25 protein-coding genes are annotated in these 25,666 nt (G+C 63.5%); 4 read left to right on the top strand and 21 right to left on the bottom strand.

Features of this window, described 5'->3' with window-relative positions; all coding sequences use genetic code 11:
• Nucleotides 1–40: 40 nt before the first annotated feature.
• Nucleotides 41–2,713, top strand: a complete 2,673-nt coding sequence (locus tag EDF57_RS01355) for an ATPase (RefSeq protein ID WP_134092836.1) — start codon at nt 41–43, stop codon at nt 2,711–2,713.
• 58 nt (nt 2,714–2,771) lie between these two features.
• Here the strand turns inward: EDF57_RS01355 and EDF57_RS01350 are convergent, their stop codons facing one another.
• Genes EDF57_RS01350 through EDF57_RS01255 form a run of 20 tightly spaced genes read right to left on the bottom strand, consistent with a single transcriptional unit; the run spans nt 2,772 to nt 21,238 of the window.
• Nucleotides 2,772–3,062 carry a DUF1467 family protein gene (locus tag EDF57_RS01350; protein ID WP_134093244.1) on the bottom strand — a complete coding sequence of 97 codons (291 nt, stop codon included), beginning with the start codon at nt 3,060–3,062 and terminating at the stop codon, nt 2,772–2,774.
• Between the two features lie 10 nt (nt 3,063–3,072).
• Entirely contained in the window at nt 3,073–4,698 is a 1,626-nt protein-coding gene (locus EDF57_RS01345; protein ID WP_134092835.1) for a ribonuclease J, read from the bottom strand.
• Nucleotides 4,695–5,474 carry a type III pantothenate kinase gene (locus EDF57_RS01340; protein WP_132262586.1) on the bottom strand — a complete coding sequence of 260 codons (780 nt, stop codon included), beginning with the start codon at nt 5,472–5,474 and terminating at the stop codon, nt 4,695–4,697. The genes EDF57_RS01345 and EDF57_RS01340 overlap by 4 nt, the downstream gene beginning before the upstream one ends.
• Nucleotides 5,475–5,484: 10 nt before the next feature.
• A complete protein-coding gene (locus EDF57_RS01335) occupies nt 5,485–6,201 on the bottom strand; it encodes a biotin--[acetyl-CoA-carboxylase] ligase (RefSeq protein ID WP_134092834.1) in 717 nt (238 codons plus the stop codon).
• A complete protein-coding gene (gene nuoN / locus EDF57_RS01330; RefSeq protein ID WP_134092833.1) occupies nt 6,198–7,661 on the bottom strand; it encodes an NADH-quinone oxidoreductase subunit NuoN in 1,464 nt (487 codons plus the stop codon). The genes EDF57_RS01335 and nuoN overlap by 4 nt, the downstream gene beginning before the upstream one ends.
• Nucleotides 7,661–9,193 (bottom strand): NADH-quinone oxidoreductase subunit M, encoded by a 1,533-nt coding sequence (locus tag EDF57_RS01325; protein WP_134092832.1) that lies wholly within the window; start codon nt 9,191–9,193, stop codon nt 7,661–7,663. The genes nuoN and EDF57_RS01325 overlap by 1 nt, the downstream gene beginning before the upstream one ends.
• A gap of 4 nt (nt 9,194–9,197) precedes the next feature.
• Nucleotides 9,198–11,330 carry an NADH-quinone oxidoreductase subunit L gene (gene nuoL, locus EDF57_RS01320; protein WP_134092831.1) on the bottom strand — a complete coding sequence of 711 codons (2,133 nt, stop codon included), beginning with the start codon at nt 11,328–11,330 and terminating at the stop codon, nt 9,198–9,200.
• Between the two features lie 4 nt (nt 11,331–11,334).
• Complete coding sequence (gene nuoK / locus EDF57_RS01315; RefSeq protein ID WP_132262577.1) at nt 11,335–11,640, bottom strand: NADH-quinone oxidoreductase subunit NuoK; 306 nt, start codon at nt 11,638–11,640, stop codon at nt 11,335–11,337.
• Nucleotides 11,637–12,254: an NADH-quinone oxidoreductase subunit J gene (locus EDF57_RS01310; RefSeq protein ID WP_132262575.1), complete on the bottom strand. Its 618-nt coding sequence runs from the start codon at nt 12,252–12,254 to the stop codon at nt 11,637–11,639. Before EDF57_RS01310 ends, nuoK begins: the two co-directional genes overlap by 4 nt.
• Before the next feature lie 12 nt (nt 12,255–12,266).
• A complete protein-coding gene (nuoI, locus tag EDF57_RS01305; protein ID WP_132262574.1) occupies nt 12,267–12,752 on the bottom strand; it encodes an NADH-quinone oxidoreductase subunit NuoI in 486 nt (161 codons plus the stop codon).
• Nucleotides 12,749–13,795: an NADH-quinone oxidoreductase subunit NuoH gene (nuoH, locus tag EDF57_RS01300; RefSeq protein WP_134092830.1), complete on the bottom strand. Its 1,047-nt coding sequence runs from the start codon at nt 13,793–13,795 to the stop codon at nt 12,749–12,751. The genes nuoI and nuoH overlap by 4 nt, the downstream gene beginning before the upstream one ends.
• Nucleotides 13,792–15,810, bottom strand: coding sequence for an NADH-quinone oxidoreductase subunit NuoG (gene nuoG / locus EDF57_RS01295; protein ID WP_134092829.1), 2,019 nt, complete (start codon nt 15,808–15,810; stop codon nt 13,792–13,794). The genes nuoH and nuoG overlap by 4 nt, the downstream gene beginning before the upstream one ends.
• On the bottom strand, nt 15,810–17,111 hold the full coding sequence (gene nuoF, locus EDF57_RS01290; protein WP_134092828.1) for an NADH-quinone oxidoreductase subunit NuoF: 1,302 nt from the start codon (nt 17,109–17,111) through the stop codon (nt 15,810–15,812). Before nuoF ends, nuoG begins: the two co-directional genes overlap by 1 nt.
• Nucleotides 17,111–17,779: an NAD(P)H-dependent oxidoreductase subunit E gene (locus EDF57_RS01285; RefSeq protein WP_132262567.1), complete on the bottom strand. Its 669-nt coding sequence runs from the start codon at nt 17,777–17,779 to the stop codon at nt 17,111–17,113. Before EDF57_RS01285 ends, nuoF begins: the two co-directional genes overlap by 1 nt.
• On the bottom strand, nt 17,772–17,972 hold the full coding sequence (locus tag EDF57_RS01280) for a hypothetical protein (RefSeq protein WP_132262565.1): 201 nt from the start codon (nt 17,970–17,972) through the stop codon (nt 17,772–17,774). Before EDF57_RS01280 ends, EDF57_RS01285 begins: the two co-directional genes overlap by 8 nt.
• Before the next feature lie 13 nt (nt 17,973–17,985).
• Entirely contained in the window at nt 17,986–18,336 is a 351-nt protein-coding gene (locus tag EDF57_RS01275; RefSeq protein ID WP_134092827.1) for a nuclear transport factor 2 family protein, read from the bottom strand.
• Complete coding sequence (locus EDF57_RS01270) at nt 18,333–19,544, bottom strand: NADH-quinone oxidoreductase subunit D (protein WP_134092826.1); 1,212 nt, start codon at nt 19,542–19,544, stop codon at nt 18,333–18,335. The genes EDF57_RS01275 and EDF57_RS01270 overlap by 4 nt, the downstream gene beginning before the upstream one ends.
• Nucleotides 19,541–20,290, bottom strand: a complete 750-nt coding sequence (locus EDF57_RS01265; protein ID WP_134092825.1) for an NADH-quinone oxidoreductase subunit C — start codon at nt 20,288–20,290, stop codon at nt 19,541–19,543. Before EDF57_RS01265 ends, EDF57_RS01270 begins: the two co-directional genes overlap by 4 nt.
• Before the next feature lie 7 nt (nt 20,291–20,297).
• Nucleotides 20,298–20,867 (bottom strand): NADH-quinone oxidoreductase subunit B, encoded by a 570-nt coding sequence (locus EDF57_RS01260; protein ID WP_134092824.1) that lies wholly within the window; start codon nt 20,865–20,867, stop codon nt 20,298–20,300.
• Nucleotides 20,864–21,238, bottom strand: coding sequence for an NADH-quinone oxidoreductase subunit A (locus tag EDF57_RS01255; RefSeq protein WP_132262557.1), 375 nt, complete (start codon nt 21,236–21,238; stop codon nt 20,864–20,866). The genes EDF57_RS01260 and EDF57_RS01255 overlap by 4 nt, the downstream gene beginning before the upstream one ends.
• A gap of 436 nt (nt 21,239–21,674) precedes the next feature.
• Here EDF57_RS01255 and EDF57_RS01250 point away from each other — a divergent pair, with 436 nt between their 5' ends.
• The gene (locus EDF57_RS01250) at nt 21,675–22,868 is read left to right on the top strand and encodes an acetyl-CoA C-acyltransferase (protein ID WP_134092823.1); all 1,194 of its coding nucleotides are present in this window, start codon (nt 21,675–21,677) and stop codon (nt 22,866–22,868) included.
• A gap of 79 nt (nt 22,869–22,947) precedes the next feature.
• Here EDF57_RS01250 and EDF57_RS01245 read toward each other — a convergent pair whose 3' ends face one another.
• Entirely contained in the window at nt 22,948–23,415 is a 468-nt protein-coding gene (locus EDF57_RS01245) for an SH3 domain-containing protein (RefSeq protein ID WP_243840822.1), read from the bottom strand.
• A 466-nt stretch (nt 23,416–23,881) separates the two neighbouring features.
• Between EDF57_RS01245 and EDF57_RS01240 the strand changes: the two genes are divergently transcribed.
• The gene (locus tag EDF57_RS01240) at nt 23,882–25,183 is read left to right on the top strand and encodes an ammonium transporter (RefSeq protein WP_134092821.1); all 1,302 of its coding nucleotides are present in this window, start codon (nt 23,882–23,884) and stop codon (nt 25,181–25,183) included.
• Nucleotides 25,183–25,650, top strand: coding sequence for a DUF805 domain-containing protein (locus EDF57_RS01235; RefSeq protein ID WP_134092820.1), 468 nt, complete (start codon nt 25,183–25,185; stop codon nt 25,648–25,650). Before EDF57_RS01240 ends, EDF57_RS01235 begins: the two co-directional genes overlap by 1 nt.
• Nucleotides 25,651–25,666 lie beyond the last annotated feature (16 nt).

Raw genomic sequence — 25,666 nt, 5'->3', positions numbered from 1 at the left:
GTGGGCTTTATAGGTGCCTCCCGCGTGGTATCCTGACCCCATGGCTGGGGAAAACAGGATCGTCGCGCTCGGCGCGAATGGCAGCGAAGACAATTCGGCCCGCACTGCGGACGGAAACTCGGAAGACCGCATGAACGAAACCTTGGCAGTGGGCATTTCGCCGCCGGAACCCGCAGAAGCGATTTCGGAAGATGCCTGGCGCAACGCCTGGGTCGCCACCGAGGAACCGGCCCTTGCCGCCCCCTCGCACGATTGGCTGGCCCCTTCGCTGGCCGGCGCCGTGGCCTTGGGCTGGACGGCGTTCTTTCTCTACGCCCTCTCCCCGCATTTCGAGACCCTGAGCCTCGACACAGTCCCCGCCCTTGTCGTGCAGTGGGCCGTGCCGCTCTTGCTGGTCGGCATGGTCTGGCTGCTGGTCCTGCGCCACAGCTCGCGCGAAAGCAGGCGTTTCGGCAATGTCGCCCGGGCGCTGTCGAACGAGTCCGCCCAGCTTGAAACGCGCCTGACCACCGTCAACCGCGAACTCAGCCTGGCGCGGGAATTCATCGCCGCCCAGTCGCGCGATCTGGAATCGCTGGGCCGCATTGCCACGGAGCGGCTTTCCGCAAACGCTGAGCGCTTGCAGGGCCTGATCCGTGAGAACGGCTCGCGCGTGGAATCGATCAGCGGGGTCAGCCAGGCCGCTCTCGACAACATGGAGAAGCTGCGCAACCAGCTCCCCGTCATCGCCAGTTCGGCCAAGGACGTCACTAACAATATCGGCAACGCCGGCCGCGCCGCCCATGTCCAGCTGGAAGACATGATCAACGGCTTCAATCGCCTGAACGAGTTCGGCTCCGCCAGCGAACGGCAGGTTGCGCGGCTGCGTGAATCCGTGGAAGCGGCGCTGACCGAGATCCATGCACGCGGCGAACAGGTCGCTGCCTTGGCCGACCGGCGCTTCGACCTGCTTTCCGAACGCGGGACGGCCTTCCGCAGCGAGCTTGACGGTCACGAAGTCGCCGCGCTCGAATCTATTCGAACCCGGGCCGAAGCGCTCGAGGACGAAATCGCGCAAACCCGCGGACAGCTCGACCGTCATGAGGAAGAAAGCCTCACTTCGCTTCGCGCCCGGCTCGTGGCCTTGCGGGAGGAAAGCGACGTCGTCTCGCGCGCCTTGCGCGATGGCGAAGGCCGCGCGGCAGAAGCCTGGCGGCAGGCGCTCGACGACCTGCACGAGGAACAGGGCGAAGTGGCGCGTGGCATCACCCGGGCTCAGGACACGGCTCTGTCCGCGCTGCGGGGCAGCCTGGAGGCGATCGGCAACGATGCCGAAAACCTCGATCGCGAGATTTCGGCCCGCCGCGAACGGCTTGCGAGCGAACTCGGTGAGCGTCAGGCCCGCCAGGCCGAACAGGAACGCCACGCTATTGCGCGCATCGACCAGATGCTTGGCAATCTCGACCATGCCATCGCCGAACGCCTTGAAAATCAGCGCCTGCAGGCATCGGCTCTGAGCGAACGCGCCGTGGCCGTAAGCGGCGAACTTGGCGAATATGAAGCCCGTTTCGGCGCCATCGTCGGCAGCAGCGAAGCCCTCGAAACCCGTCTGCGCGGCAGCCTGGCGCAATTGACCGAGCGCCTCACGGCCGCCCGCGCGACCCTCTCGGCGACCGATGGCGAAGTCGAAAAGCTCACCGAGACGAGCGTACGGCTGCTGGAGCTGATCCAGGGCAGCGCACGCTTTGCCCATAACGATCTTCCCGAGGCGCTGGTCGTCTCCGAGGAGCGCCTCAACCGCCTTCATGCCGGTATTGCCAGCGTTCTGGAGGCTCTGCGCCAATCGGCCAGAAGCGGCGAGGAACTCGCAGGCGGCGTCGAGCAGTCCGGCACCAACCTCAAGGATTTCGCGGACGAGCTTTCCGCCATGCATTCGGATCTCTCGGAGCACGGCGCCGCACACGCCGACCTGCTGCGCGTCCTGCACACGTCCATCACCGATATCGACACGGCAACGCAAACCGCTGCCGGCCGGGCCCAGACCGAACTGCAGGACGCCCTTGCAGCGCTTGGCAAGTCGATCGAGGACTCCGTCGGCGCGATCGAGACCGACAGCGCCGCGCGCATCGCCCAGGTAGCGGAAAACCTCGGGACGGAAAGCGCCCAGGCCATCGATCGCTCCATGCGCACGCGCGTCGCGGAAGTGACCGGCCAGCTCGATCAGGCCGTAGCCCATGCTTCCGGCGCCGCCCGCGAAGCGACCATCCAGCTTCGCGAACAGCTCTCCAAGGTCGAAGACCTCGTCGGCAATCTCGAAAGCCGCGTCACCCAGGCGCGCGAGCAGGCCGAGGAGCAGGTCGACAACGATTTCGCCCGCCGCGTGGCGCTGATCACCGAGTCCCTGAATTCCAACGCCATCGACATTGCCTCGGCGCTATCGAGCGATGTTTCCGACACCGCCTGGGCCTCCTATCTCCGCGGCGATCGCGGGATCTTCACGCGCCGGGCTGTTTCGCTGCTCGATGCCGGGGAAATCAAGTCGATCCAGCAGCTGTTCGAACGCGAAGATGCGTTCCGCGAGCACGTCAGCCGCTACATCCACGACTTCGAATCGATCCTGCGGCAGGTCCTCTCGACCCGGGACGGCAATGCGCTGGGCGTCACCCTGCTCTCGTCGGACATGGGCAAGCTCTATGTCGCACTGGCTCAGGGAATCGAACGTCTGCGCAGCTGATCGCTCGGCAATGCGGCATGAAAAAGCCCGCCTTCATCAGGCGGGCTTTTTTGTGACCTCAGTATCCGAGGTCCTGAACCGGCGGCTTCCCGAAGAAGTTGAGATCGCCAACCGTGATCCACTGCTGGGCATAATTCACGTAGTAGAGCCCGAAAAGCACGACCGCGAGCAGCGTGGCGCGCCTCGCGATCAGGCGCGGCCGGAAATTGACCGGGGCGCTGTCCGCATGGCCCTTTTCGACGCGAAAACCTTCCACTTCGTTGGGCGTACGAAGACCAAAAGGCATGACGAGAAAGGCGCTCAGGACCCAGAACAGGCCGTAGATCGCCACCATCGAAGTCCATTGCATCGCCATCGCCTCAATCCTCCAGCAGCATGACCTGCACTTGCGGCTTCTTGCCCGACCAGCGCGTAGCTGCGCGGCGGGCGGCCAGGCGGGCCGCCTCGACCCGAACTTCGCGGTCCGATTTCTTCGCCTTGCCCAGGGCATTGGCGACATCGCGCTGCGCCTCGTCGATGAACTTGGCGTAGTCCTCGTCGAGCGGGAGCCCGATCGCCGCGACCTGAACGTTGCCGCGGCGATCCGCGGCGACCGAAACCACACCGTTGAAGGCGATCCGGCGCCGCATGACCATGGCGTCGCCATCGGCGGGCGCGATGATATCGCCGTCAAGGATCAGCCGCCCGGAGTGGACCTCGCCGAACTTGCCCGGACGACCGGGCGCCAGGCGCACGAGATCGCCGTTCTTCTGGAACACCGCGTGCGGAATGCCGCTTTCCACGCCGAGCCGCGCCTGTTCGCGCATGTGGCGGATTTCGCCATGGACCGGAAGCAGGATCTCGGGCTTGAGCCAACCATAGAGCGCCACCAGTTCGGGCCGCCCGGGATGGCCCGAAACGTGGATCATGCTCTGACGGTCCGTGACGATGACGATGCCAGCGTCCGAGAGCCGGTTCTGGATCCGTCCGATCGGGATCTCGTTTCCAGGAATCTGGCGGCTGGAGAACAGGACGACATCGCCCTTCTCAAGCTTGATCGGATGATTGCCCTCGGAAATCCGTGAAAGCGCCGCGCGCGGCTCGCCCTGCCCGCCCGTTGCGACGATCAGCACTTCGCCGCGCGGCAGATCCATCGCGGTTTCGACATCGACCAGCTCGGGCAGCTTCTTGAGATAGCCACTGGCCTGCCCGGTCTCGATGATCCGGTCCAGCGAGCGACCCGCAACGCAGAGCTTGCGGTTGGTCTTGCGGGCCACCTCGCCCAGCGTCTGAAGACGGGCCACGTTCGAAGCAAAGGTGGTCACCAGAACCCGGCGGCCGCGGTGCCGCTTCACTTCCTCCAGCAGGCCGCGATAGACCTCGCCTTCGGAACCGGACGCTTCGGGATTGAAGACGTTGGTCGAATCGCAGACGAGCGCCAGCACGCCGTTGTCACCGATTTCGGTCAGTTCGGCCTGGGTCGCGGGCGTACCCACCTGAGGCTCGTCGTCCAGCTTCCAGTCACCGGTATGGAAGATGCGGCCGAACGGGGTGTCGATCAGCAGAGCGTTGCCCTCGGCAATCGAGTGCGCAAGCGGCACGTAGCGAATACCGAATGGTCCGAGCTGGAACTGGTCGAGATGATCGATGACGATCAGTTCGACCCGGTCAAGAATGCCCGCTTCCTCCAGCTTCGCCGCTACCAGGCGCGCGGTGAAGGGCGTGGCGTAGATCGGAACGTTCAGTTCCTCGGCAAAATACGGAACCGCGCCGATGTGATCCTCATGCGCGTGAGTGAGGACGATCCCCAGCAGGTTTTCGCGCTCACCCTCGATGAAATCGAGGTCGGCGAAAACTAGGTCCACGCCGGGATATTCGTTCATGCCGAAGGTCATGCCCAGGTCGACCATAAGCCATTTGCCCTGGCAGCCGTAGAGATTGACGTTCATGCCAATCTCGCCCGAGCCACCGAGCGCGCAAAACAGCAGTTCGTTACCTGGAATCACTTCTTGGATGCCCTTTCGGCAAGAATGGCGAGGCCTTCGAGCGTCAGGTCGGGATCGACCGCGTCGAAAATATCGGAAGCCTCGTCGAACAGTACGGCCAGCCCGCCGGTCGCGATGACCTTGGCGGGGCGACCAATCTCGTTGCGCATGCGGGCGATCAGGCCCTCCATCATCGCCACATAGCCCCAGAACACGCCGATCAGCATCTGGTCCTCGGTATTACGCCCGATCACACTCTTCGTCGTGGGTACGGCAATGGCGATGCGCGGCAGCTTGGCCGTATTGCCCACCAGCGCGTCCAGCGACAGGTTGATGCCCGGCGAAATGATGCCGCCCTTGTAGGCGCCGTTGTAGTCTACCACGTCGAAGGTGGTGGCAGTGCCGAAATCGACAACGATGAGATCGCCCCCGTGTCGTTCATGCGCGGCAATGGCGTTGACCGCACGGTCGGCACCGAGCGACTTGGGCTGATCCACGTCGATGTCGATCGCGTAGTCCGCCTTGCCGACGCCCGCCACCAGCGGCTCGACATCGAAATAGTGCCGGCAGAGTATCTCGAGATTGTGTAGCGCGCGCGGGACCACGGTCGAGATGATGATGCTCTTGATCTCTTCCGCCGCTACGCCGCGGATCGAGAGAAGCTGCATGAGCCATACCGCGTATTCATCACCCGTGCGGCGAGGGTCCGTGGCAATGCGCCAGCGCCCGCGCAGAGTGCGTCCCTCGAATAGCGCGAAGACGACATTGGTGTTGCCGGCATCGATGGCAAGCAGCATGGAATTTCCTTCAGGCGAGCGAAACGTCACCGGCGTGAACGACACGTAGGGACCCGTCGGCCAGACGCAAGCGCAATGCTCCGTCCGGGTCAAGCCCGGCAAAGGCACCTGGCAGCAGCCCTTCCTCGTCCAGCGTCACCAAGAGCGGCGTTCCCGGAGGATGAGCATGACGCGTCCAGTCGGCCAGCGTCGAGGCCAGCCCTTCCATGCGCCACTGCGCAAGACGCGCCGCGAAGCGGTCCGCCAGATCGCCGAGAACGGTATGTGCGTCGCTGTGATTATCAGGGTTTGCCTTGTGGACCGACGTTGTCGCGCGGTCGGCAAGTTCCGGCGCCGTGACGACGTTGACGCCGATCCCGACGATCACATGATCGCCCCTGCGCTCCAGCAGGATGCCGCAGATCTTGGCGCCGCCGACCAGCACGTCGTTCGGCCACTTGAGCTGGCAATCAGCGCCACCCCCAAGCTGCGAAAGCATGAGGTCGTGCACGGAAAGCGCGGCGACGAAAGCCAGGGTGTGAACCCAGGGGTCGTCGGCTCTCAGCGCGACGACGGTGCTGGCGTAGAGATTGCCTTCGGGCGAGGACCATTCCCGGCCGCGGCGGCCGCGTCCGGCGCTCTGTCGCACCGCACGCAGCCAGAAACCTTCCGCCAGCCCCTCGCCGGCGCCCAGGCGCCGAACGAGGTCCGCGTTGGTCGATGCGGTCTCTTCTACGACCTCTATCAAAGGCCGGAGAACAGGGCCGCTGCGGCCGTGTCAGCCAGCCCGCCCAGCCACTTGCTGGCCAGATAGCCCAGCGGCGAGATGAAGATGCAGGCCAGCACGAGGATCAGCTTGTGCCAGACATCGCTCTCGCCCTTCACCACATCGGCCGGTTCGTCGAAATAGACGACCTTGACGACCTTCAAATAGTAGAAGGCGCCAATGACGGAAGCCGCAAAGCCGATGGCCGCAAGAGCGATCATGCCGCCGTCGACAGCGGCCTTGAAGACCAGGAACTTGCCCCAGAAGCCGAACATCGGCGGAATACCGGCAAGGCTGAACATGACCATCGCCAGCGCCAAGGCCAGGCCCGGACGGGTGCGCGACAGACCGGCCATCTTGCCGAGATCCTCGACGGGGTTGCCGTCGGCATCCTTGAGCATCAGGATCACAACGAAGCCGCCGACCGACATCGCGACGTAGATCGCAAGGTAGAACAGCATGGCCGAAACGCCCTGCTGAGTTGCCACGGCAAGACCGACGAGCATGAAGCCGACGTTGTTGATCGAGGAATAGGCCATCAGTCGCTTGATGTTCGACTGGCCGATGGCGCCAAGAGCACCGACGACGATCGAGGCAAGCGCCGCGAAGACCACGATCTGCTGCCAGGCGGCTGCCTGGTCGCCGAAGGCTTCGATGGCAACGCGCATGGTCAGGCCCATTGCGGCGACCTTCGGGGCCGTGGCGAAGAGCGTGGTCACCGGAGTCGGTGCGCCCTCATAGACGTCGGGCGTCCACATGTGGAACGGCACGGCGCTGATCTTGAAGGCAAGACCTGCAAAGACGAAGACGATGCCGAACAGCGCACCGTTCGAGAGGCCCTGCGCCATCGAGGCGCTGATACCGGCGAACGAGGTGGTTCCGGCAAAACCGTAGGTCAGGCTCATGCCGAAGAGCATGATGCCCGAAGCCAGCGCGCCCAGCACGAAGTACTTAAGGCCCGCTTCAGCCGAACGGCCGTCGGTGCGCAGGAAGGCCGCCAGCACATAAGCCGCGAGCGAGTTCATCTCGAGGCCGATGTAGAGGGTCAGCAGGTCGGTGGCCGAAACCATCATGCCCATGCCCAGCGAGGCGAGCAGGACCAGCACCGGATACTCCGCGCGCATCGCCTTGAAGCGGTCGAAGTAGGCCGGGGCTACTACCAATGACACGGCGGCCGACAGGTAGATCAGGATCTTGGCGTAAGATGCGAAAGCGTCGGCACGGAACTGGCCGAAGAAGGCCGAAGTGTCGGCGCCCATGTGACCACCGCAAAGCGCGGGGGCAACGAGGACACCGGCGGCGACGAGCGCCGCCACGGCGAGAACGGAGATCAGCTTTGCGGCCTTGTCACCGCCCCAGGCGGCCATCAGGAGCAAGACGAGGCTTGCGATGCTCAGCGTTTCTTCCGGCGCGATCAGGCGCAGCGACTGTGACCAGTCCATCAGTGTGCCCCCTCATGCGCGGCTTCTTCGTGCGCAGACTTTTCCTTGCCCATGGCCAACTTGGCGTCTCCTTCCGGCTTTGCGCGAGCGAGCCGGGCGTCGAGCGCGGCAATGTCTGCGCGCATCGGAGCGATGAAGCTCTCGGGGTAGACGCCCATCCAAAGCACCGCGAGACCGAGCGGGATCACCATCAGGTACTCACGCAAGTCGAGGTCGGCCATGGCGGCGGCATCGGCATTCTTCTGGTCGCCAAAGACGACACGGCGATAGAGGTAGAGCATGTAGGCAGCGCCCAGGATGATACCGGTGGTGCAGATCAGCGCCGTCCAGCTCGAAACCTGGTAGATACCGCCGAGGCTCAGGAATTCGCCGACGAAACCGCTGGTGCCCGGAAGGCCGATCGAGGCCATCGTGAAGAGCAGGAAGAACAGCGCGTAACGCGGCATGTTGATGGCAAGGCCGCCGTAACGGGCGATCTCACGGGTGTGCAGACGGTCGTAGATGATGCCGACGCAGAGGAACAAGGCGCCCGAGACGAGGCCGTGGCTGAGCATGACCAGCATCGAGCCTTCGAGACCCTGCGGATTGAAGGCGAAGAGACCGATGGTCACGATCGCCATATGCGCGACCGACGAATAGGCGATCAGCTTCTTCATGTCGTCCTGCACCAGCGCGATGAGCGAGGTGATGACGACGGCGGCCATCGACAGGCCCCAGACCAGCGGCGCGAAGTAGGCCGAGGCTTCAGGGAACATCGGCAGCGAGAAGCGGATGAAGCCGTAGCCACCCATCTTCAGCAACACGCCCGCCAGGATCACCGAGCCTGCGGTCGGCGCCTGAACGTGCGCCGCCGGAAGCCAGGTGTGGACCGGCCACATCGGCATCTTCACCGCGAAGCTGGCGAAGAAGGCGAGCCAGAGCCAGGTCTGGGCTTGCGGATCGAAGTCGTAAGTCATCAACGTCGGAACGAACGTCGTGCCGGCGGTGTGGACCATCCACAACATCGCCACGAGCATCAGCACCGAGCCGAGCAGCGTGTAGAGGAAGAACTTGTACGAGGCGTAGATGCGATCCGCGCCGCCCCAGATGCCGATGATCAGGTACATCGGAATGAGGCCGGCTTCGAAGAACATGTAGAACAGGAAGATATCCTGGGCCGTGAACACGCCGATCATCAGCGTTTCGACGAGCAGGAAGGCCGCCATGTATTCGCCCACGCGCTTCTCGATCGAATTCCAGCTCGCGCCGATGCAGATCGGCATGAGGAAGACGGAAAGCTCGATCAGGAGCAACGCGATACCATCGATGCCGAGGGCGTAGGAGAAGCCGGAGAACAGCTCGTGCCGTTCCTGGAACTGCCACTGCGCGCCGCCGACGTCGAAGTTCATCCAGAGGACGACGCCAAGGGCAAGGTTCGCAAGGGTGGCGAGAAGCGCCACCATGCGTGCCGATTTGGCATCAAGGTAAAGACACGCCAGTGCCGCCGCGAGCGGCACCAGCAACATCAGACTGAGGATCGGAAAACCACTCATCATCTTATCCCGCGATCACCCAGCTGATGGCGCCAACGAGGCCCAGCAGCATGACAAGTGCGTAGCTGTACAGATAGCCCGACTGGACCTTCTGCGCGTAAGTCGAACCCCTGGCCACGACCCAGGCCGCACCGTCGGGACCGAACTTGTCGATCACGCCGATATCCAGGACCTTCCAGAACACCTTGCCGAGCCAGAAAGCCGGACGGACGAAGATGGCGTTGTAAAGCTCGTCGAACATCCACTTGCGGTACACGAAGGTGTAGACCGGCCCGAGCTGTTCGGCGACTGCCTTGGGGAACGAGAGGTTCTTGATGTAGCCGTACCATGCCGTCAGCAGGCCCAGCGCCATCACCGTGAACGGTGCCCACTTCACCCAGGTCGGCACGCCGTGCATGGCGTGGATCAGGTGCTCGTGGAAGACCAGGGCGCCCTTCCAGAATTCGCCAGTCCCCTCGGAGACGAAGGCGTGCTGGAAGACGAAGCCCGCAGCCACGGCGCCGATCGCAAGGATGATCAGCGGCACAAGCATCACCAGCGGGCTCTCGTGCGGATGGTAGCCACCCGTACCGTCGCCATGCGTGTCATAGTGCGGTCCGCTCACGCCCAGCGCAGGGGCTGCATGGGCATGGGCGTCATGGTGATCCGTGCTTTCGCCCGCATCTTCTTCAGCGGCAGAACCGTGACCGTGTGCGTCATGCGCATGATCGTCGTGACCATGGCCGTGGGCATCGTGAACGGCGTGCTGGATGTGTTCCGACTGGATCCAGCGCGGCTTGCCGAAGAAGGTCAGGAAGACCAGGCGCCACGAATAGAAGCTCGTCATGAGCGCGGCTGCGATACCCATCCAGAAGGCGAAACCGCCCACTGCCGTGCCCGAACCGAAGGCCGCCTCGAGGATCGCATCCTTCGAATAGAAGCCTGCGAAGCCCACGAAGCCCGCGATACCGACGCCGGTGATGGCCAGCGTACCCGCGGTCATCGTCCAGAAGGTGATCGGAATGTGCTTACGCAGCGCGCCGTAGAAACGCATGTCCTGTTCGTGGTGCATCGAGTGGATGACCGACCCTGCCCCCAGGAACAGCAGCGCCTTGAAGAACGCGTGCGTGAACAGGTGGAACATGGCCGCGCCATAAGCGCCAACACCGGTTGCGAAGAACATGTAGCCGAGCTGCGAGCAGGTCGAATAGGCGATGACGCGCTTGATGTCCCACTGCGTGCAGCCGACGGTGGCCGCGAAGAAGCAGGTGCAGGCACCGATGAAGGCGATGAAGTGCATCGCCGTCTCGCTGGTTTCAAACAGCGGCGACAGGCGGCAGACCATGAAGACACCGGCGGTGACCATCGTGGCCGCGTGGATGAGCGCCGACACGGGGGTCGGGCCTTCCATCGCGTCCGGAAGCCAGGTGTGCAGGCCGAGCTGCGCCGACTTGCCCATCGCACCGATGAACAGCAGGATGCAGATCACCGTCATCGTGTCGAAGCGGTAGCCGAGGAAGCCGATCGTCGATGCGGCCATGCTGGGCGCGGCGTTCAGGATCTCGGGGATCGAAACGGTGCCGAACACCAGGTAGCAGCCGAAGATGCCGAGCATGAAGCCAAGGTCGCCGACGCGGTTGACCACGAAGGCCTTGATCGCGGCGGCGCCGGCCGAAGGCTTGCGGAACCAGAAACCGATCAGGAGGTACGAGGCAAGGCCAACGCCTTCCCAACCGAAGAACATCTGCACCAGGTTGTTCGCGGTCACCAGCATGAGCATGGCGAACGTGAACAGCGACAGATAGGCGAAGAAGCGCGGCTGATCCGGCTCCTCGCTCATGTAGCCCCACGAATAGAGGTGCACGAGCGCGGATACCGAAGTGACGACCACGAGCATGACTGCAGTGAGCGAGTCCACGCGCAGCGACCAATCCCAGCTCATGGCGCCCGACTGGACCCACTTGAGCACCGGAATGACGCTGGCTTCGGCGCTACCGGTGAGGAAGCCGATGAAAATCGGCCAGCTGAGCGCGCAGGCAATGAACAGCGCGCCGGTCGTCAGGACCTTTGCGGGAACATTGCCCAGCTGTTTGTTGCCCAGCCCGGCGATGATCGCTGCCAGTAACGGCAGGAAGACGATGAATAGGATCGGGTGCAAGGCCTTATCCCTTCATCCGGTTGACGTCGTCGACAGCGATGCTGCCGCGGCCGCGGAAATAGATCACGAGGATTGCGAGCCCCACTGCGGCCTCGCCGGCAGCGACCGTCAGCACGAACATCGCGAAGATCTGACCCGTGAGGTCGTGCAGGGCTGCGCTGAACGCGACGAGGTTGATGTTGACCGCAAGCAGGATCAGTTCGATCGCCATGAGCAGAACGATGACGTTCTTGCGGTTGAGGAAAATGCCGAGGACGCCGAGCACGAAGAGGATCGAGCTCACGACCACGTAATGTTCGACGCCGATCACAGCGAAACCCCCTTGCCCACTTCGGGCTTGACGTTGACGGTCGCCTCATCGGGACGACGCGCGATCTGCTTGCTGACCTTCTGGCCGCGCGTATCGCCGCGCTGACGGTGAGTCAGGACGATGGCACCAACCATCGCGACGAGCAGGATCAGGCCGGCCGCCTCGAACAGGAACAGGTAGCGGCTGTAGAGCAGTCCGCCGATCGCCTCGATATTGGAGGCGCCTGCCGGCGTTACCGCCGTGCCGTCCGGCGTGCCGAGGTTCAGCGCGCCGGCCTTGTAGGCGCCAAGGCCCAGCACCATCTCGGCCAGGAGCACGATGGCGACCAGCATGCCCAACGGGAAGTTCTTGACGAAGCCCGCGCGCAGCTCGGCGAAGTCGATGTCGAGCATCATGACGACGAAGAGGAACAGCACCGCGACCGCGCCGACGTAGACGATGATCAGCAGCATGGCGATGAACTCGGCGCCGGTGAGCATCATGAGCCCGGCGGCGTTGAAGAACGCCAGGATCAGAAACAGCACCGAATGCACCGGGTTACGGGACAGGATGGTCGCGGCCGCCGAAGCGATCGTGAGTACTGCGAAGAGGTAGAAGGCTAAAGTCTGGATCATGTCCGCGGCCCCCTATCGGTACGGTGCGTCGGCTTCAAGGTTCGCGGCGATAGCACGCTCCCACTTGTCCCCGTTCGCCAGTAGCTTGGCCTTGTCGTAGAGCAGTTCTTCGCGCGTTTCGGTCGCGTATTCGAAGTTCGGCCCTTCGACGATGGCATCGACCGGACAGGCTTCCTGGCAGAAACCGCAGTAGATGCACTTCGTCATGTCGATGTCGTAGCGCGTGGTGCGGCGCGAACCGTCGACACGCGGTGCGGCCTCGATCGTGATCGCCTGCGCCGGGCAGATCGCTTCGCAAAGCTTGCAGGCGATGCAGCGTTCCTCGCCGTTGGGATAACGACGAAGGGCGTGCTCGCCGCGGAAGCGGGGCGAAAGCGGGTTCTTCTCGAAGGGGTAGTTGATCGTCGCCTTGGGCTTGAAGAAATACTTCAAGGTCAGCCAATGCGCCTTCACGAACTCCCAGAGCGTGAAGCTCTTTATGAGTTGTCCGACGGTCATGCGAAGTGTCCGGTAGCCATGAGGTAGCCGCTGACGATTACGACGAACAGCAGCGATACGGGCAGGAAGACCTTCCAGCCCAGACGCATCAACTGGTCATAGCGGTACCGGGGAACGGTGGCCTTGATCCAGCTGAACACGAAGAAGAAGAAGAAGACCTTGAGCAGGAACCAAACGAAGCCCGGCACGAGGTACAGAATGGGAATATCGAGCGGCGGCAGCCATCCGCCCCAGAACAGCGTCGCGTTGAGCGCGCACATCAGGAGCACGTTGGCATATTCGCCCAGCCAGTAGGCAGCGAAAGCCATCGACGAATATTCGGTCTGGTAACCGGCGACGAGTTCCGATTCCGCTTCGGCAAGGTCGAAGGGTGCGCGCTGCGTTTCCGCAAGGCTCGAGATCAGGAACATCACCCACATCGGGAACAGCAGCGGGTTCGCGACGAAACCGTTGATGATGCCGAAGACGTGGCCCTTCTGCGCCCAGACGATGTCGTTCATGTTGAACGTGCCCGCCCAGAGAACGACGCAGATCAGGATGAAGCCGATCGAGACTTCATACGAGATCATCTGCGCCGAAGCGCGCATGGCCGAGAAGAACGGGTACTTCGAGTTCGAAGCCCAGCCCGCCATGATCGTACCGTAGACGCCCAGCGAACTGATCGCGAGGATGTAGAGCAGGCCGATGTTGATGTTGGCCAGGATCGCGCCCGAGTTGAACGGGATCACCGCCCAGGAGAGCAGCGCCAGCGTGAAGGTCACGATCGGCGCGATCAGGAACAGGCCCTTGTTCGCAGCCGAAGGAACGATGGTTTCCTGAAGGAAGACCTTCAGACCGTCCGCGAACGACTGGAGCAGACCGAACGGGCCGACCACGTTGGGACCGCGGCGCAGCGCCATGGCGGCCCAGATCTTGCGGTCGACGTAGATGATCATGGCGACGGCCAGCATCAGCGGCAGCGCGATGAGCAGGATGCCGCAGACGGTGGACACGAACCATGCCCACTCGAAGCTCATCCCGAGATTCTGGAAGAATGCGGTCATTCCGCGGCCTCCGCCAGGTCTTCACCGTGGAGCAGTTCGGCCGAGCAACGCTGCATGACCGCGCTCGCGCGGGCGATCGGGTTGGTCATGTAGAAGTCCTTGATCGGATAGGCGATCTGGCCGGCAGCGGAACCGCCACCGTTCGGCAGAACGCTCCCGTAGTCAGCAAGACCCTCGCTGCCAAGTGCAGGAACTTCCGCGATCATTGCGTTGCGCAGTTGATCGAAGCTGTCGAACCCGACCGAGACGCCGAAGGCATCGGCAAGGGCGCGCAGGATGGTCCAGTCTTCCCGGGCGTCGCCAGGCGCGAACACGCCCTTGTCGGCCCACTGCACCCGGCCCTCGGTATTGACGTAAGTGCCTGCCTTTTCGGTGTAGGCCGAGGCCGGCAGGATCACGTCGGCCGCGTGGGCGCCCTTGTCGCCGTGGTGACCGATATAGACGATCATCGAACCGGCGAACTGGGTGAAGTCCACTTCATCGGCGCCGAGCGCGATCAGGACCTTGGGCTTGGCGGCGACGAGGTCGGCGATGCCGCCCTTCTGCGCGTAGCCGAGCATCAGGCCGCCCATGCGCGAGGCCGCCATGTGGAGGACGTTGAAGCCGTTCCACTTGGTGCCGTCTTCGAGATCGCGAACGAGGTTGAACTGGCCTGCCAGCGCAAGACCGGCTTCCAGGCCGCCGCGGCCGAGCGCCGCACCGCCGAGGATGACTGCCGGACGCTTGGCGTTCGACAGGGCATCGACGACGTTCTGCGGCAGATTGCCGAGAACCGAGAGGTCTTCGCCCAGGAACTGGCCACCGAACGTGGTTTCCCACTCGGGACCGACCAGGAACACCTTGGCGCCGCGCTTCACCGCCTTGCGGAGGCGAACGTTGAGCAGCGGGGCTTCCCAACGCACGTTGCTGCCGGCGATCAGGATCGCGTCCGCCGTCTCGATGCCCGAGAAGGTGGAGTTGAAATTGACGGCGGCCAGGCTGCCCGTCGCATAGTCCATCCCGGTCTGGCGACCTTCGATGAGCGTCGAACCGAGCGCGCCGACCAGCTTCTTGGCGGCGAACATCGTTTCGCAATCGACCATGTCGCCAGCGACGGCGGCGATCGAGTTGCCCGGGTTCAGCGTGGCGATGGCGGCAAACGCCTCGTTCCAGCTGACCGCGACGAGCTTGCCGTCACGGCGCAGGAACGGCTTGTCGAGACGGCGCTTGGTAAGCCCGTCGACCATGTAGCGCGCCTTGTCGCTGATCCATTCTTCGTTGACGTCGTCGTTGTTACGAGGAAGCACACGCAGCACTTCGCGGCCGCGCGCGTCGATACGGATGTTGGCGCCAGTGGCGTCAGACACGTCGATGCCCAGCGTCTTCTTAAGCTCCCAAGGGCGAGCTTCGAAGGCGTAGGGACGCGAGGTGAGCGCACCGACCGGGCAGAGGTCGATCACATTGGCCGACATCTCGTGCTTCGCAGCATGTTCGAGATAAGTCGTGATCTGCATGTTCTCGCCGCGATAGAGCGCGCCGATCTCGTCCACGCCGGCGATCTCTTCCGAGAAACGCACGCAGCGGGTGCAGTGAATGCAGCGCGTCATCTGGGTCTTGATGAGCGGGCCCATGTACTTTTCGGTGACCGCGCGCTTGTTCTCGTCATAGCGCGAAGCGCCGCGACCGTAGGCCACCGACTGGTCCTGAAGGTCGCACTCGCCGCCCTGATCGCAGATCGGGCAGTCGAGCGGGTGGTTGATGAGGAGGAACTCCATCACCCCTTCCCGCGCCTTCTTGACCATTTCGGAGTCCGTGCGGATCTCCTGGCCTTCGGTGGCCGGAAGCGCGCACGAAGCCTGGGGCTTGGGCGGTCCGGGCTTCACTTCGACCAGGCACATGCGGCAGTTGCCGGCGATGCTCAGGCGTTCGTGATAGCAGAAGCGCGGGATTTCCTTGCCGGCAAGCTCGCAGGCCTGCAGCACGGTTGCGCCGTTGGGGACGTCGATCTCGACGCCATCGACTTTGACCTTGGGCATTACTCGGCAGCCTCGCGGACGTTATCGGCGATCCGGCGCTCAAGCTCCGGACGGAAGTGCTTGATCAGGCCCTGGATCGGCCATGCGGCCGCATCGCCCAGGGCGCAGATGGTGTGTCCTTCGACCTGCTTGGTCACCTGCTGCAGCATGTCGATCTCCTCGACTTCAGCATCGCCGGTGCGCAGGCGCTCCATCACGCGCCACATCCAGCCCGTGCCTTCGCGGCAAGGGGTGCACTGGCCGCAGGACTCGTGCTTGTAGAAGTACGAGATGCGGCTGATGGCGCGCACGATGTCGGTGGACTTGTCCATGACGATGACGGCCGCGGTGCCGAGGCCCGAGCCGACCGCCTTCAGGCCGTCGAAGTCCATCGGCGCGTCCCAGATGTCGGCGGCCGGAACCAGGGGAACCGAGGAACCGCCGGGGATCACCGCCAGCAGGTTGTCCTTGCCGCCGCGAATGCCGCCGCAGTGACGCTCGATCAGCTCGCTGAACGGGATCGACATCTCTTCCTCGACCACGCAGGGACGGTTCACGTGCCCGCTGATCTGGAAGAGCTTGGTGCCCTTGTTGTTCTCACGGCCGAAGCTGGAGAACCAGGCGGCGCCGCGGCGCAGGATGGTCGGGGCGACGGCGATGGATTCGACGTTGTTGACCGTGGTCGGGCAGCCATAGAGGCCTGCGCCCGCCGGGAACGGCGGCTTCAGGCGAGGCTGGCCCTTCTTGCCTTCGAGGCTCTCGATCATCGCGGTTTCTTCGCCGCAGATGTAGGCGCCGGCGCCGCGATGGACGAAGACGTCGAAATCGTAGCCCGAACCGCAGGCGTTTTTACCCAGCAGACCGGCCGCGTAAGCCTCTTCACGCGCCGCGAACAGGGTCTCTGCTTCGCGGATATATTCGCCGCGAATGTAGATGTAGGCCGCGCGCGCACCCATGGCGAAGCCCGCGACGAGCGCGCCTTCGAACAGCAGGTGCGGATCATGGCGCATGATCTCGCGATCCTTGCACGAACCCGGTTCGGATTCGTCTGCGTTGATCACGAGGAAGCTGGGCTTCGGGTTGCCGGCCTGGTCGAGCGGCGGCTGCTTGGGCATGAAGGACCACTTCATGCCAGTCGGGAAGCCCGCACCGCCGCGACCGCGCAGGCCCGAAGCCTTCATCTCGTCAATGATGGCATCCCGGCCGCGTTCGATCAGCGCCTTGGTGTTGTCCCAGGCGCCGCGCGCCTGCGCTTCCTTCAGGTTCCACGGCTGATAGCCGTAGAGGTTTGTGAAGATGCGGTCCTTGTCGGCGAGAGCCATTACCACTCACTCCGATAGTCATGATTGGACGTAGTCATCGCGGCCAGATTGGTCGGCTCACCCACCGGTTCCACCGTGTGACGGGCGGGATCCTGGGTGCCGGCCTTTGGCGTTTCACCACGCACCAGAGCATCGAGAACCGCGTTCAGGCGGTCCGACGTCAGGTCTTCGTAGTTGTCGTCGTTGATCTGGACCATCGGTGCCGAGGCGCAGTTGCCCATGCACTCGACCTCGGTGAACGACCACATGCCGTCGTCCGAAATGTGGCCCTTCTTCATCCCGCGCGACTTGCAGGTTTCCAGCAGGTCGTCCGACCCGCGCAGCATGCAGGGCGTGGTGCCGCAGACCTGGACGTGGAAACGGCCGATCGGCGCGATGTTGTACATGGTGTAGAACGACGCGACTTCGACCACGCGGATGACCGGCATGTCGAGATAGGCGGCGATATATTCCATCACCGGGATCGGCAGCCAGCCCTGCGTGTTCAGCTCGGCGCCGACCTGGCGCTGGGCGAGGTCGAGCAACGGCATCACCGCCGAGCGCTGGCGCCCTTCGGGATAGCGGGACACGACATCCTTCGCCTTTTCGGCGTTTTCGGCGGTCCAGATGAAATTGCCCCAACGGGCCCGAAGTTCGGGCGAGTCGGGTTCGATATAGCGGTCAGCCATGCTTACCCCTGCGCTTCAGCCACTGGTCCTGGCCGAAAAGAAACAATTCGAAACCGCCGATCGCGGTCACCAGCATCGGCAGCAGCGCCGTGGGCTGGAGGTCGAGATAGACGGCGGCAAAGTACCACAGCGCCAGCGAAACGCCGGTCACCGCGGCCCAGATGCGGGTCAATTCGAGCGTGTTGAACTTCATCGAACGAGCTCCCTCACCGGATGAATTCTACGCGCGAGCACTTGTCGCCCTCGAAGCTGTAGACAGCGAGGACATCGAAAGGCTCGACGAGATCGGAACCGTCCGTAGCCGGCCCGCGCGTGACGTGCTCGCGAAGGACGACGTAGTTGTCGGTCTCTTCGCGCGAAACGATCTCAGCCCGGTTTTCCGGCCACTTGGCGAAAGCCGTCTTGAGACCCGAGCGCGTACCTTCCCTGCCCTCACGAACGACTGCGCCGCGATAATTCGCTTCGCAGGCTTCGTCGGTCATGTAGGTCACGTAGCGATCGGCGTCCTGCGCATTGTAGGCGGCGATCATGGCCTCTGCGATGGCGAGACGGCTCAACGGTCGCACTCCCCGAACACCACGTCGATGGCGCCGAGAATGGCGGTCGCGTCAGGCAGCATGTGGCCCTTCGACATGAAGTCCATCGCCTGGAGGTGCGAGAAGGCGGTGGGGCGGATCTTGCAGCGGTACGGCTTGTTGGAGCCGTCCGACACGAGATAGACGCCGAATTCACCCTTCGGGCTTTCCGTGGCGACATAGACTTCACCGGCAGGCACATGGAAGCCTTCGGTGTAGAGCTTGAAGTGATGGATCAGCGATTCCATCGACTGCTTCATCTCGCCGCGCTTGGGCGGAACGACCTTGCGGTCATCGGAAGCGATCGGGCCGTCCGGCATCTCTGCCAGGCACTGCTTCATGATGCGAGCCGACTGGCGCACTTCCTCGACGCGGACCATGAAGCGGTCGTAGCAGTCCGAGTTGGTGCCGACAGGGATCTCGAAGTCCATGCGGTCATAGACATCGTAAGGCTGCGCCTTGCGGATATCCCAGGGAATGCCCGCGCCGCGGATCATCGGGCCGGAGAAGCCCCAGGCCAGCGCGTCTTCCTTGCTCACCAGCGCGATGTCGACATTGCGCTGCTTGAAGATGCGGTTGTCGACCACGAGGCTCATCGCGTCCTCGAACAGCGTCGGCAGGCGCGTGTCGAGCCAGTCGGCGATGTCGGTCAGCAGCTTGAGCGGCACGTCCTGGTGGACGCCGCCGGGGCGGAACCAGGCCGAGTGCATGCGGGCGCCCGATGCGCGTTCGAAGAAGTTGAGGCAGTCCTCGCGAATTTCGAACAGCCACAGGTTCGGGGTCATCGCACCCACGTCCATGACGTGCGAGCCGATGTTGAGCATGTGGTTGCAGATGCGGGTCAGCTCGGCGAACAGCACGCGCAGATACTGCGCGCGGATCGGCACTTCGAGGTTGAGCATCTTCTCGATCGCCAGGACATAGGAATGTTCCATGGCCAGCGGCGAGCAATAGTCCAGGCGGTCGAAATACGGCAGCGCCTGGAGGTAGGTCTTGTGCTCGATCAGCTTCTCGGTGCCGCGGTGCAGCAGGCCGACGTGCGGATCGATGCGCTCGATGATCTCGCCATCGAGTTCCATGACCATGCGCAGAACGCCGTGGGCCGCAGGGTGCTGCGGACCGAAGTTGATCGTGTAGTTGGTGATGACTTCATCGCCGGTGGTCGGCGACTGCTCGAGCTGGATGCTCACTTGTCGTCTCCCTTTTCGGACTTGTCGCCGGACGGCTGAGCGGCCTTGTCGTTCGCCTTGTCACCGGCGCCGGTATCGGCCTTCTTCTCGGTCGTCTTCGGTTCGGCCACGGGCGGCGGAGCCGGCTGCTGGGCAACCTTCTCGTCGCCGGGAAGCACGTATTCCGCGCCTTCCCAAGGGCTCATGAAGTCGAACTGGCGCAAGTCCTGGGCCAGCTTGACGGGCTCATAGACGACGCGCTTGTCCTCTTCGGAATAGCGCAGTTCGACATAGCCGGTCAGCGGGAAGTCCTTGCGGAACGGGTGGCCTTCGAAACCGTAGTCGGTCAGGATGCGGCGCAGGTCCGGGTTGCCGGCGAAGATCACGCCGTACATGTCGAACACTTCGCGCTCGAGCCAGCCCGCGTTGGGCCACAGCGTGGTCACGGTCGGCACCGGCGTGTTCTCGGCAGCCGAAACCTTCACCATGAGGCGATGGTTCTTCGTCACCGAAAGCAGCATGTAGACGACTTCGAAGCGCTCGGCCCGCGACGGATAGTCGACGCCGGCCATTTCCATCAGCTGCTGGTATTCGTGATGGTCACGCAGCAGGCGAAGAACGTTCTCGATCTGGTCGCGTGCAACGGTGAGCACGACTTCGCCGTGCTCTTCCTTGGCGGCGACGACCACGTCGCCGAGCGCGACCGAAAGAGCCTCGATCACGCCGTCGTTCGAGGCGAACTTTGGGGCGGAATGCAGAACGGTCATCGTGCCCTTACCTCTCGAGCGTGCCGGCGCGGCGGATCTTGCGCTGCAACTGCATCACGCCGTAGAGCAGCGCCTCCGCGGTCGGAGGGCAGCCCGGCACGTAGATGTCGACCGGAACGATGCGGTCGCAGCCGCGCACGACGCTATAGCTGTAGTGATAGTAGCCGCCGCCGTTGGCGCACGAGCCCATCGAGATGACGTACTTCGGGTCCGACATCTGGTCGTAGACCTTGCGGAGTGCCGGGGCCATCTTGTTGCACAGCGTGCCGGCCACGATCATCACGTCCGACTGGCGCGGGGAAGCGCGCGGCGCGGCGCCGAAGCGCTCCATGTCGTAGCGGGGCATGTTGACGTGGATCATCTCGACCGCGCAGCAGGCGAGGCCGAACGTCATCCACCACAGCGAGCCGGTACGGGCCCACTGGAAGAGTTCCTCGGTCGAAGTGACGAGGAAGCCCTTGTCGGACACTTCCTGGTTGAGGTCCTTGAAAAAGGACCGATCGGGCGGCGTGATCGCGCCACCCTGGCTAGCGGCCGGAGCGAGAGGCTGACCGGCGGAATTGACGAGCGTGCTCATTCCCAGTCCAGAGCTCCCTTCTTCCATGCGTAGGCGAGGCCGATGGCCAGTTCGCCGAGGAACACCATCATCGTCAGCCATCCGGCCCAACCGGTCATCTTCAGCGAGACGGCCCAGGGGAACAGGAAAGCGGCTTCAAGGTCGAAGACGATGAAAAGGATCGCCACGAGATAGAAGCGGACGTCGAACTGGCTGCGCGGATCTTCGAAAGCGGGGAAGCCGCATTCGTACTCGCTGTTCTTGTCGGCGCTCGGGTTGTGGGTGCCGGTCAGACGGGCGACACCCATCGGCAGCAGCACGATCACCGACGAAAGCGCGAGTGCAATCGCGAGAAAGATCAGGATCGGCAGGTATTGTGACAGATCAGTCAATGGTTCTGGCCTCATACCGGATACGGCAGCCGGACTCATGCCAAAAGCAGTGCCCGGTCGTTGCGGGCGCTCTTAGGCCAGCCCCTCCCCCTCTGCAAGGTGTCCGAAGGGAATAAATGGCTGAACTCTGCGGTGTTGCAAGTCGTTCGCAACAAGCGCTGGAGGCGACATGCTTCGTTACCGTGCCGCATCACGGCGAAACCCGCAGAAGCCGCGAGATTGGCCAATTTCAATGGCAAAGGCCCCCTTGGAGGCACCCATGCAAGTTTCTGCATCGGACTTGCGAAAATCGGCGCAATGGATGACCCCGAACCGCCACAGGGATGAAGCATGATCATGCTTGTTCGAGCGGACTCGCCAATTGCAATTGGTGCAGTGCAACACTACGTCGTCTTCAAGGATACCTGATTTTCAACGCGTGAAAGGCATCATAATAATGGCCCAGATCTCGGCTTCGGACCCGATTGTCATTCTTTCCTACGCCCGCACCCCGATGGGTGGCCTCCAGGGCGCTCTCGCCGAAGTTTCGGCGACAGATCTCGGCGCAACCGCCGTCAAGGCTGCGGTGGAACGCGCCGGCGTTGCGGGTGAGGACATCGAACGCATCTACATGGGCTGCGTGCTGCCGGCCGGTCTCGGCCAGGCCCCTGCCCGCCAGGCCGCATTGAAGGCCGGCCTGCCGAAGTCGGTCCAGGCCACCACCGTGAACAAGGTCTGCGGCTCGGGCATGCAGACGGTCATCATGGGCGCGGAAGCGCTTGCATCCGGTTCGCTCGACCTGCTGATCGCCGGCGGCATGGAATCGATGACCAATGCGCCGTATCTCTCGAAGAAGCACCGTTCGGGTGCCCGCGCCGGCCACGACACGCTTTACGACCACATGTTCCTTGACGGCCTGGAAGATGCCTACGAAGGCGGATCGATGGGCTCGTTCGCCCAGGTGACGGCTGACGAATACCAGCTCACGCGTGAGAACCAGGACGATTACTCGATCGAATCGCTGCGCCGCGCGCAGGAGGCGATCAACAACGGATCGTTCAAGGACGAAGTCGTTCCGGTCACCGTGAAGACCCGCAAGGGCGACATCGTGATCGACAGCGACGAGCAGCCGCCAAAGGGCAATCCCGACAAGATCCGCACCTTGCGCGCCGCCTTCGCCAAGGACGGCACGATCACCGCCGCCAGCTCCAGCTCTATCTCGGACGGTGCGGCCGCGGTCGTCATGACCCGCGCCAGCGTTGCCGCGGAAAAGGGCCTGACGCCCGTAGCCACCGTCGTCGGCGTCGCTGCTCATGCGCAGGAGCCTGCGAAGTTCACCACGGCACCGGTGGGCGCCATCACCAAGCTGATGGAAAAGGTGGGCTGGCAGCTCTCGGACGTCGATCTGTTCGAAGTCAACGAGGCCTTCGCCTGCGTGGCCATGTTCGCGATGCACGACCTGGGCATCCCGCATGACAAGGTCAACATCCACGGCGGCGCCACCGCACTCGGCCACCCGATCGGCGCGTCGGGAACCCGCATCATCGTCACGCTCATCAACGCCCTCAAGGACAAGGGCCTGAAGAAGGGCGTTGCGTCGCTCTGCATCGGCGGCGGCGAGGCGACGGCGGTGGCGATCGAACTGGCCTGACCGTTCTTACAGCATAAAAGAAACCCCCGTCCTTGCGGCGGGGGTTTTCTTTTATGCCCAGCTGTTTACCGGCCTCAGCTCAGGGCGCGCCCGCGCCCCAGAGCATCTCCTGCTCCACGAAACCCTTGTGCCCCTGGACATCGAAGGGGCACCATCCCTCCTTGCAGTCACCCAGCACGCCGACCACGCCCGATTCCATGCGCCAGAGCATGGGCGAACCGGAACTGGGCGCCGCATGCATTTCAACCAGAGACTTGCGCCCAAGACCTTTCACCAGCGCCGAGCGCTGGCGGGACAGCAGGAGATCGCGCATCCAGCCTTTGGCGCCATCAGGGTCTTCCACGAGTCTCCACGGCCCTTCCCGCCGCAGCACTTTCACGGGCAAATGGAGACGGCGATAGACCCAATCGATCTTGTAGGATTCACCCGGCCCCACGCGCAAGTTCGCGAGATCGGTATCCACCGAGGCCCAATAGGGCACTTTGTCGTCATCTGCCGCATGGGCAGCGCCGGCCAGGGTGCAGAGAGCGACTGCACAAGCGGCCAAAGCCGACTGTCGAACTTTTCGAGGAAACATGGTCATTTCATACCCTCTAGCCGCACAGGTCTTCAAGGTTTCTTACCCCAGCCCTGTGGACGGCCGGAAAGTGCGGAAGGCTTAAACTGTCGGATCGAAAACAGGTTGCCCGAGTTTGGATCAAAAATGACATCGGGCGCTTTCAACGGCAAATGACGATGGCTTTTTATTCCGTTATTTCAATGATTAGCCGAGCCAATCTCAGCGGATTTGCAAGATACCGCGGACATCCAATGCGCAATGAAACCAAGGCTTTCGGGACATTGCCCTGCCGGTGATACCTCCGATCTCTCGCGAACGATCGAGACCCATCCGAACAAGCCCGAGTTGGCTTTGCGGGAAATCCCTCAGGTACAACCCCTTGTGTGGAGCCAATTTGCTGCTTTAGACCGATTTCCGGCGCGCGACGATCCAGGCACGCCGATGGGGACAATCGATGACGAAGCGCGGGCTCTTGCCCTTTCTCGCTCTGCTGGCAGCCATGCCGGTGGCCGCCATGGCGCAGGATAGCCGTACCGACTTCGCCGACAGCGGCGATACGGCCTGGATGGTCGCAGCAGCCTGTCTGGTGCTTTTCGCCGGCCTCGGCCTTGCCCTCCATAATTCCGGCAGCGTGCGAGCGGGTAATGGGCTTTCGGTGCTCATCCAGACCGCCGCGGTCTCGGCGGTGGTGACGCTGCTCTGGGGCCTGGTGGGATATACGCTTGCCTTCGGCGACATTACCGGCGGATGGATCGGTGGCGGCAATGCCTGGATGCTGATCGAGCTTGGCAACTTGCGGGGCGGAACCCGAACTGCCGAAAGCGCCTTCGCCCTGTTCCAGATCGCCGTGGCCGCGCTGGGGCCGGCCCTGATGATCGGAGCCTGGGCCGAACGTGCCCGCTTCGGCTGGGTAGTCACTTTCAGCGCGCTCTGGACCCTGGTCGTGCAGGCCCCGATTGCCCACTGGATCTGGGGCGGGGGCTGGCTCTCGCGAAATCTGGGTGTGCTGGACTGGGCCGGCGGTCTCGTGACCTTTACCAGCGCGGGTGTCTCTGCACTCGTCGTCGCCCTCCTCATGGGGCGCAGGCTGGGTTTTCCGGGTCAGTCGGGCAGACCGCAAAACCCGGCGCTCGCGCTCTCCGGCACCGCGATCGTCTGGATCGGCGCTCTCGGTCTATGCGGGGGCTGGGCGGTTGCCGCCAATGACGATGCGGCGGCGGCGATGATCGCGGCCCACCTCGCCATCGCGGCCGCGGCCCTGACCTGGGCCGGCCTCGAGCGACTGTCCATCGGCCGGGTCACGGCCAGTGGCCTGGGCAAAGGCGTCATAGCCGGCATGGCCGTCAGTGCACCCGCGGCAGGCTACATCTCACCTGGCGCCGCCATGCTTTTCGGCGTCCTCGGGGCCCTGACCGGGTTTCAGACGCGCCGCCTGATCCGCGAGGTCCTCAACGTCGACGACACGCTGGATGTTTTCGCAGTGTCCGGGGCGTGCGGCATTCTGGGCTCCCTACTGCTCGGAATATTCCTTTCCCCGAGCCTCGGAGGCATCGGATATTTCGGCGACATGTCCATGAAAACGCAGCTTATTGCACAATTATATGCACTCACCGCCGTGATTTTCTGGTCGGGAATGGCGACAGCGATCGTTGCCCTCATGGCCTCCCTCCTCTTCCCGATGCGCGTATCCGAAGACGCGGAGCTGGCCGGCCTCGACCTTGCCAGCCACGGTCACGGCGGAGAGCCGTTGTCCTAATGAAGGAGCATCCCCTTCACGCCATCGGGCGAACGCTTCAGCTGAGCCTTACCCCGACGGGCCGTTCGCGGCGAAGCGAGGTATGGATCTACCTGCTGTCCGCCGCGCTCATCGCGGCGCTCCTTTCCGGCCTCATGTCTTGGGTCATGGAAGGCTCCCTCGCCTCGTGGATTGGCCTCGCACTGGTCCTTGTCTGCGTCCTGCCGGCACCGGCGCTTGCGGTACGGCGCTTCCACGATATCGGCCTCAGCGGTTGGTGGACACTGGCCCTCATGATCGGCGCGCTGCGCCTGCTGCTGCTGGAGATCCTCCAGCGCAGTCTCGGATGGAACGCCAGGGCAATGGCCGAAAGCATCTTCCACTGGGTGGACTGGGCGATTCTGCCCGCTTTCGGCCTTGCTTACCTCGCGCTGCTGACCTGGCCGGGAACCCGCGGTGACAATCGTTTCGGGCCGCGGGTGACATAGCTCAACGGAAGCGTAA

The organism is Novosphingobium sp. PhB55 (assembly GCF_004368805.1).
Classification (GTDB): domain Bacteria; phylum Pseudomonadota; class Alphaproteobacteria; order Sphingomonadales; family Sphingomonadaceae; genus Novosphingobium.
Note: the sequence above shows the minus strand (reverse complement) of the source record. Positions and strands in the feature narration are given on the sequence as shown.

Excerpts from the sequence above, each read along its gene's own strand:
- nuoF (WP_134092828.1), bottom strand. The coding sequence starts at position 17,111 with ATGGCTCTCGCCGACAAGGACCGCATCTTCACAAACCTCTACGGCTAT.
- EDF57_RS01350 (WP_134093244.1), bottom strand. The coding sequence starts at position 3,062 with ATGCAATGGACTTCGATGGTGGCGATCTACGGCCTGTTCTGGGTCCTG.
- EDF57_RS01260 (WP_134092824.1), bottom strand. The coding sequence starts at position 20,867 with ATGAGCACGCTCGTCAATTCCGCCGGTCAGCCTCTCGCTCCGGCCGCT.
- EDF57_RS01235 (WP_134092820.1), top strand. The coding sequence starts at position 25,183 with ATGAAGGAGCATCCCCTTCACGCCATCGGGCGAACGCTTCAGCTGAGC.
- EDF57_RS01280 (WP_132262565.1), bottom strand. The coding sequence starts at position 17,972 with ATGAAGTTCAACACGCTCGAATTGACCCGCATCTGGGCCGCGGTGACC.
- EDF57_RS01340 (WP_132262586.1), bottom strand. The coding sequence starts at position 5,474 with ATGCTGCTTGCCATCGATGCCGGCAACACCAATGTCGTCTTCGCGCTA.
- EDF57_RS01285 (WP_132262567.1), bottom strand. The coding sequence starts at position 17,779 with ATGGCTGACCGCTATATCGAACCCGACTCGCCCGAACTTCGGGCCCGT.
- nuoG (WP_134092829.1), bottom strand. The coding sequence starts at position 15,810 with ATGCCCAAGGTCAAAGTCGATGGCGTCGAGATCGACGTCCCCAACGGC.
- nuoI (WP_132262574.1), bottom strand. The coding sequence starts at position 12,752 with ATGACCGTCGGACAACTCATAAAGAGCTTCACGCTCTGGGAGTTCGTG.
- EDF57_RS01355 (WP_134092836.1), top strand. The coding sequence starts at position 41 with ATGGCTGGGGAAAACAGGATCGTCGCGCTCGGCGCGAATGGCAGCGAA.
- EDF57_RS01240 (WP_134092821.1), top strand. The coding sequence starts at position 23,882 with ATGACGAAGCGCGGGCTCTTGCCCTTTCTCGCTCTGCTGGCAGCCATG.
- EDF57_RS01250 (WP_134092823.1), top strand. The coding sequence starts at position 21,675 with ATGGCCCAGATCTCGGCTTCGGACCCGATTGTCATTCTTTCCTACGCC.
- EDF57_RS01265 (WP_134092825.1), bottom strand. The coding sequence starts at position 20,290 with ATGACCGTTCTGCATTCCGCCCCAAAGTTCGCCTCGAACGACGGCGTG.
- nuoN (WP_134092833.1), bottom strand. The coding sequence starts at position 7,661 with ATGGACTGGTCACAGTCGCTGCGCCTGATCGCGCCGGAAGAAACGCTG.
- EDF57_RS01310 (WP_132262575.1), bottom strand. The coding sequence starts at position 12,254 with ATGATCCAGACTTTAGCCTTCTACCTCTTCGCAGTACTCACGATCGCT.
- nuoH (WP_134092830.1), bottom strand. The coding sequence starts at position 13,795 with ATGACCGCATTCTTCCAGAATCTCGGGATGAGCTTCGAGTGGGCATGG.
- EDF57_RS01325 (WP_134092832.1), bottom strand. The coding sequence starts at position 9,193 with ATGAGTGGTTTTCCGATCCTCAGTCTGATGTTGCTGGTGCCGCTCGCG.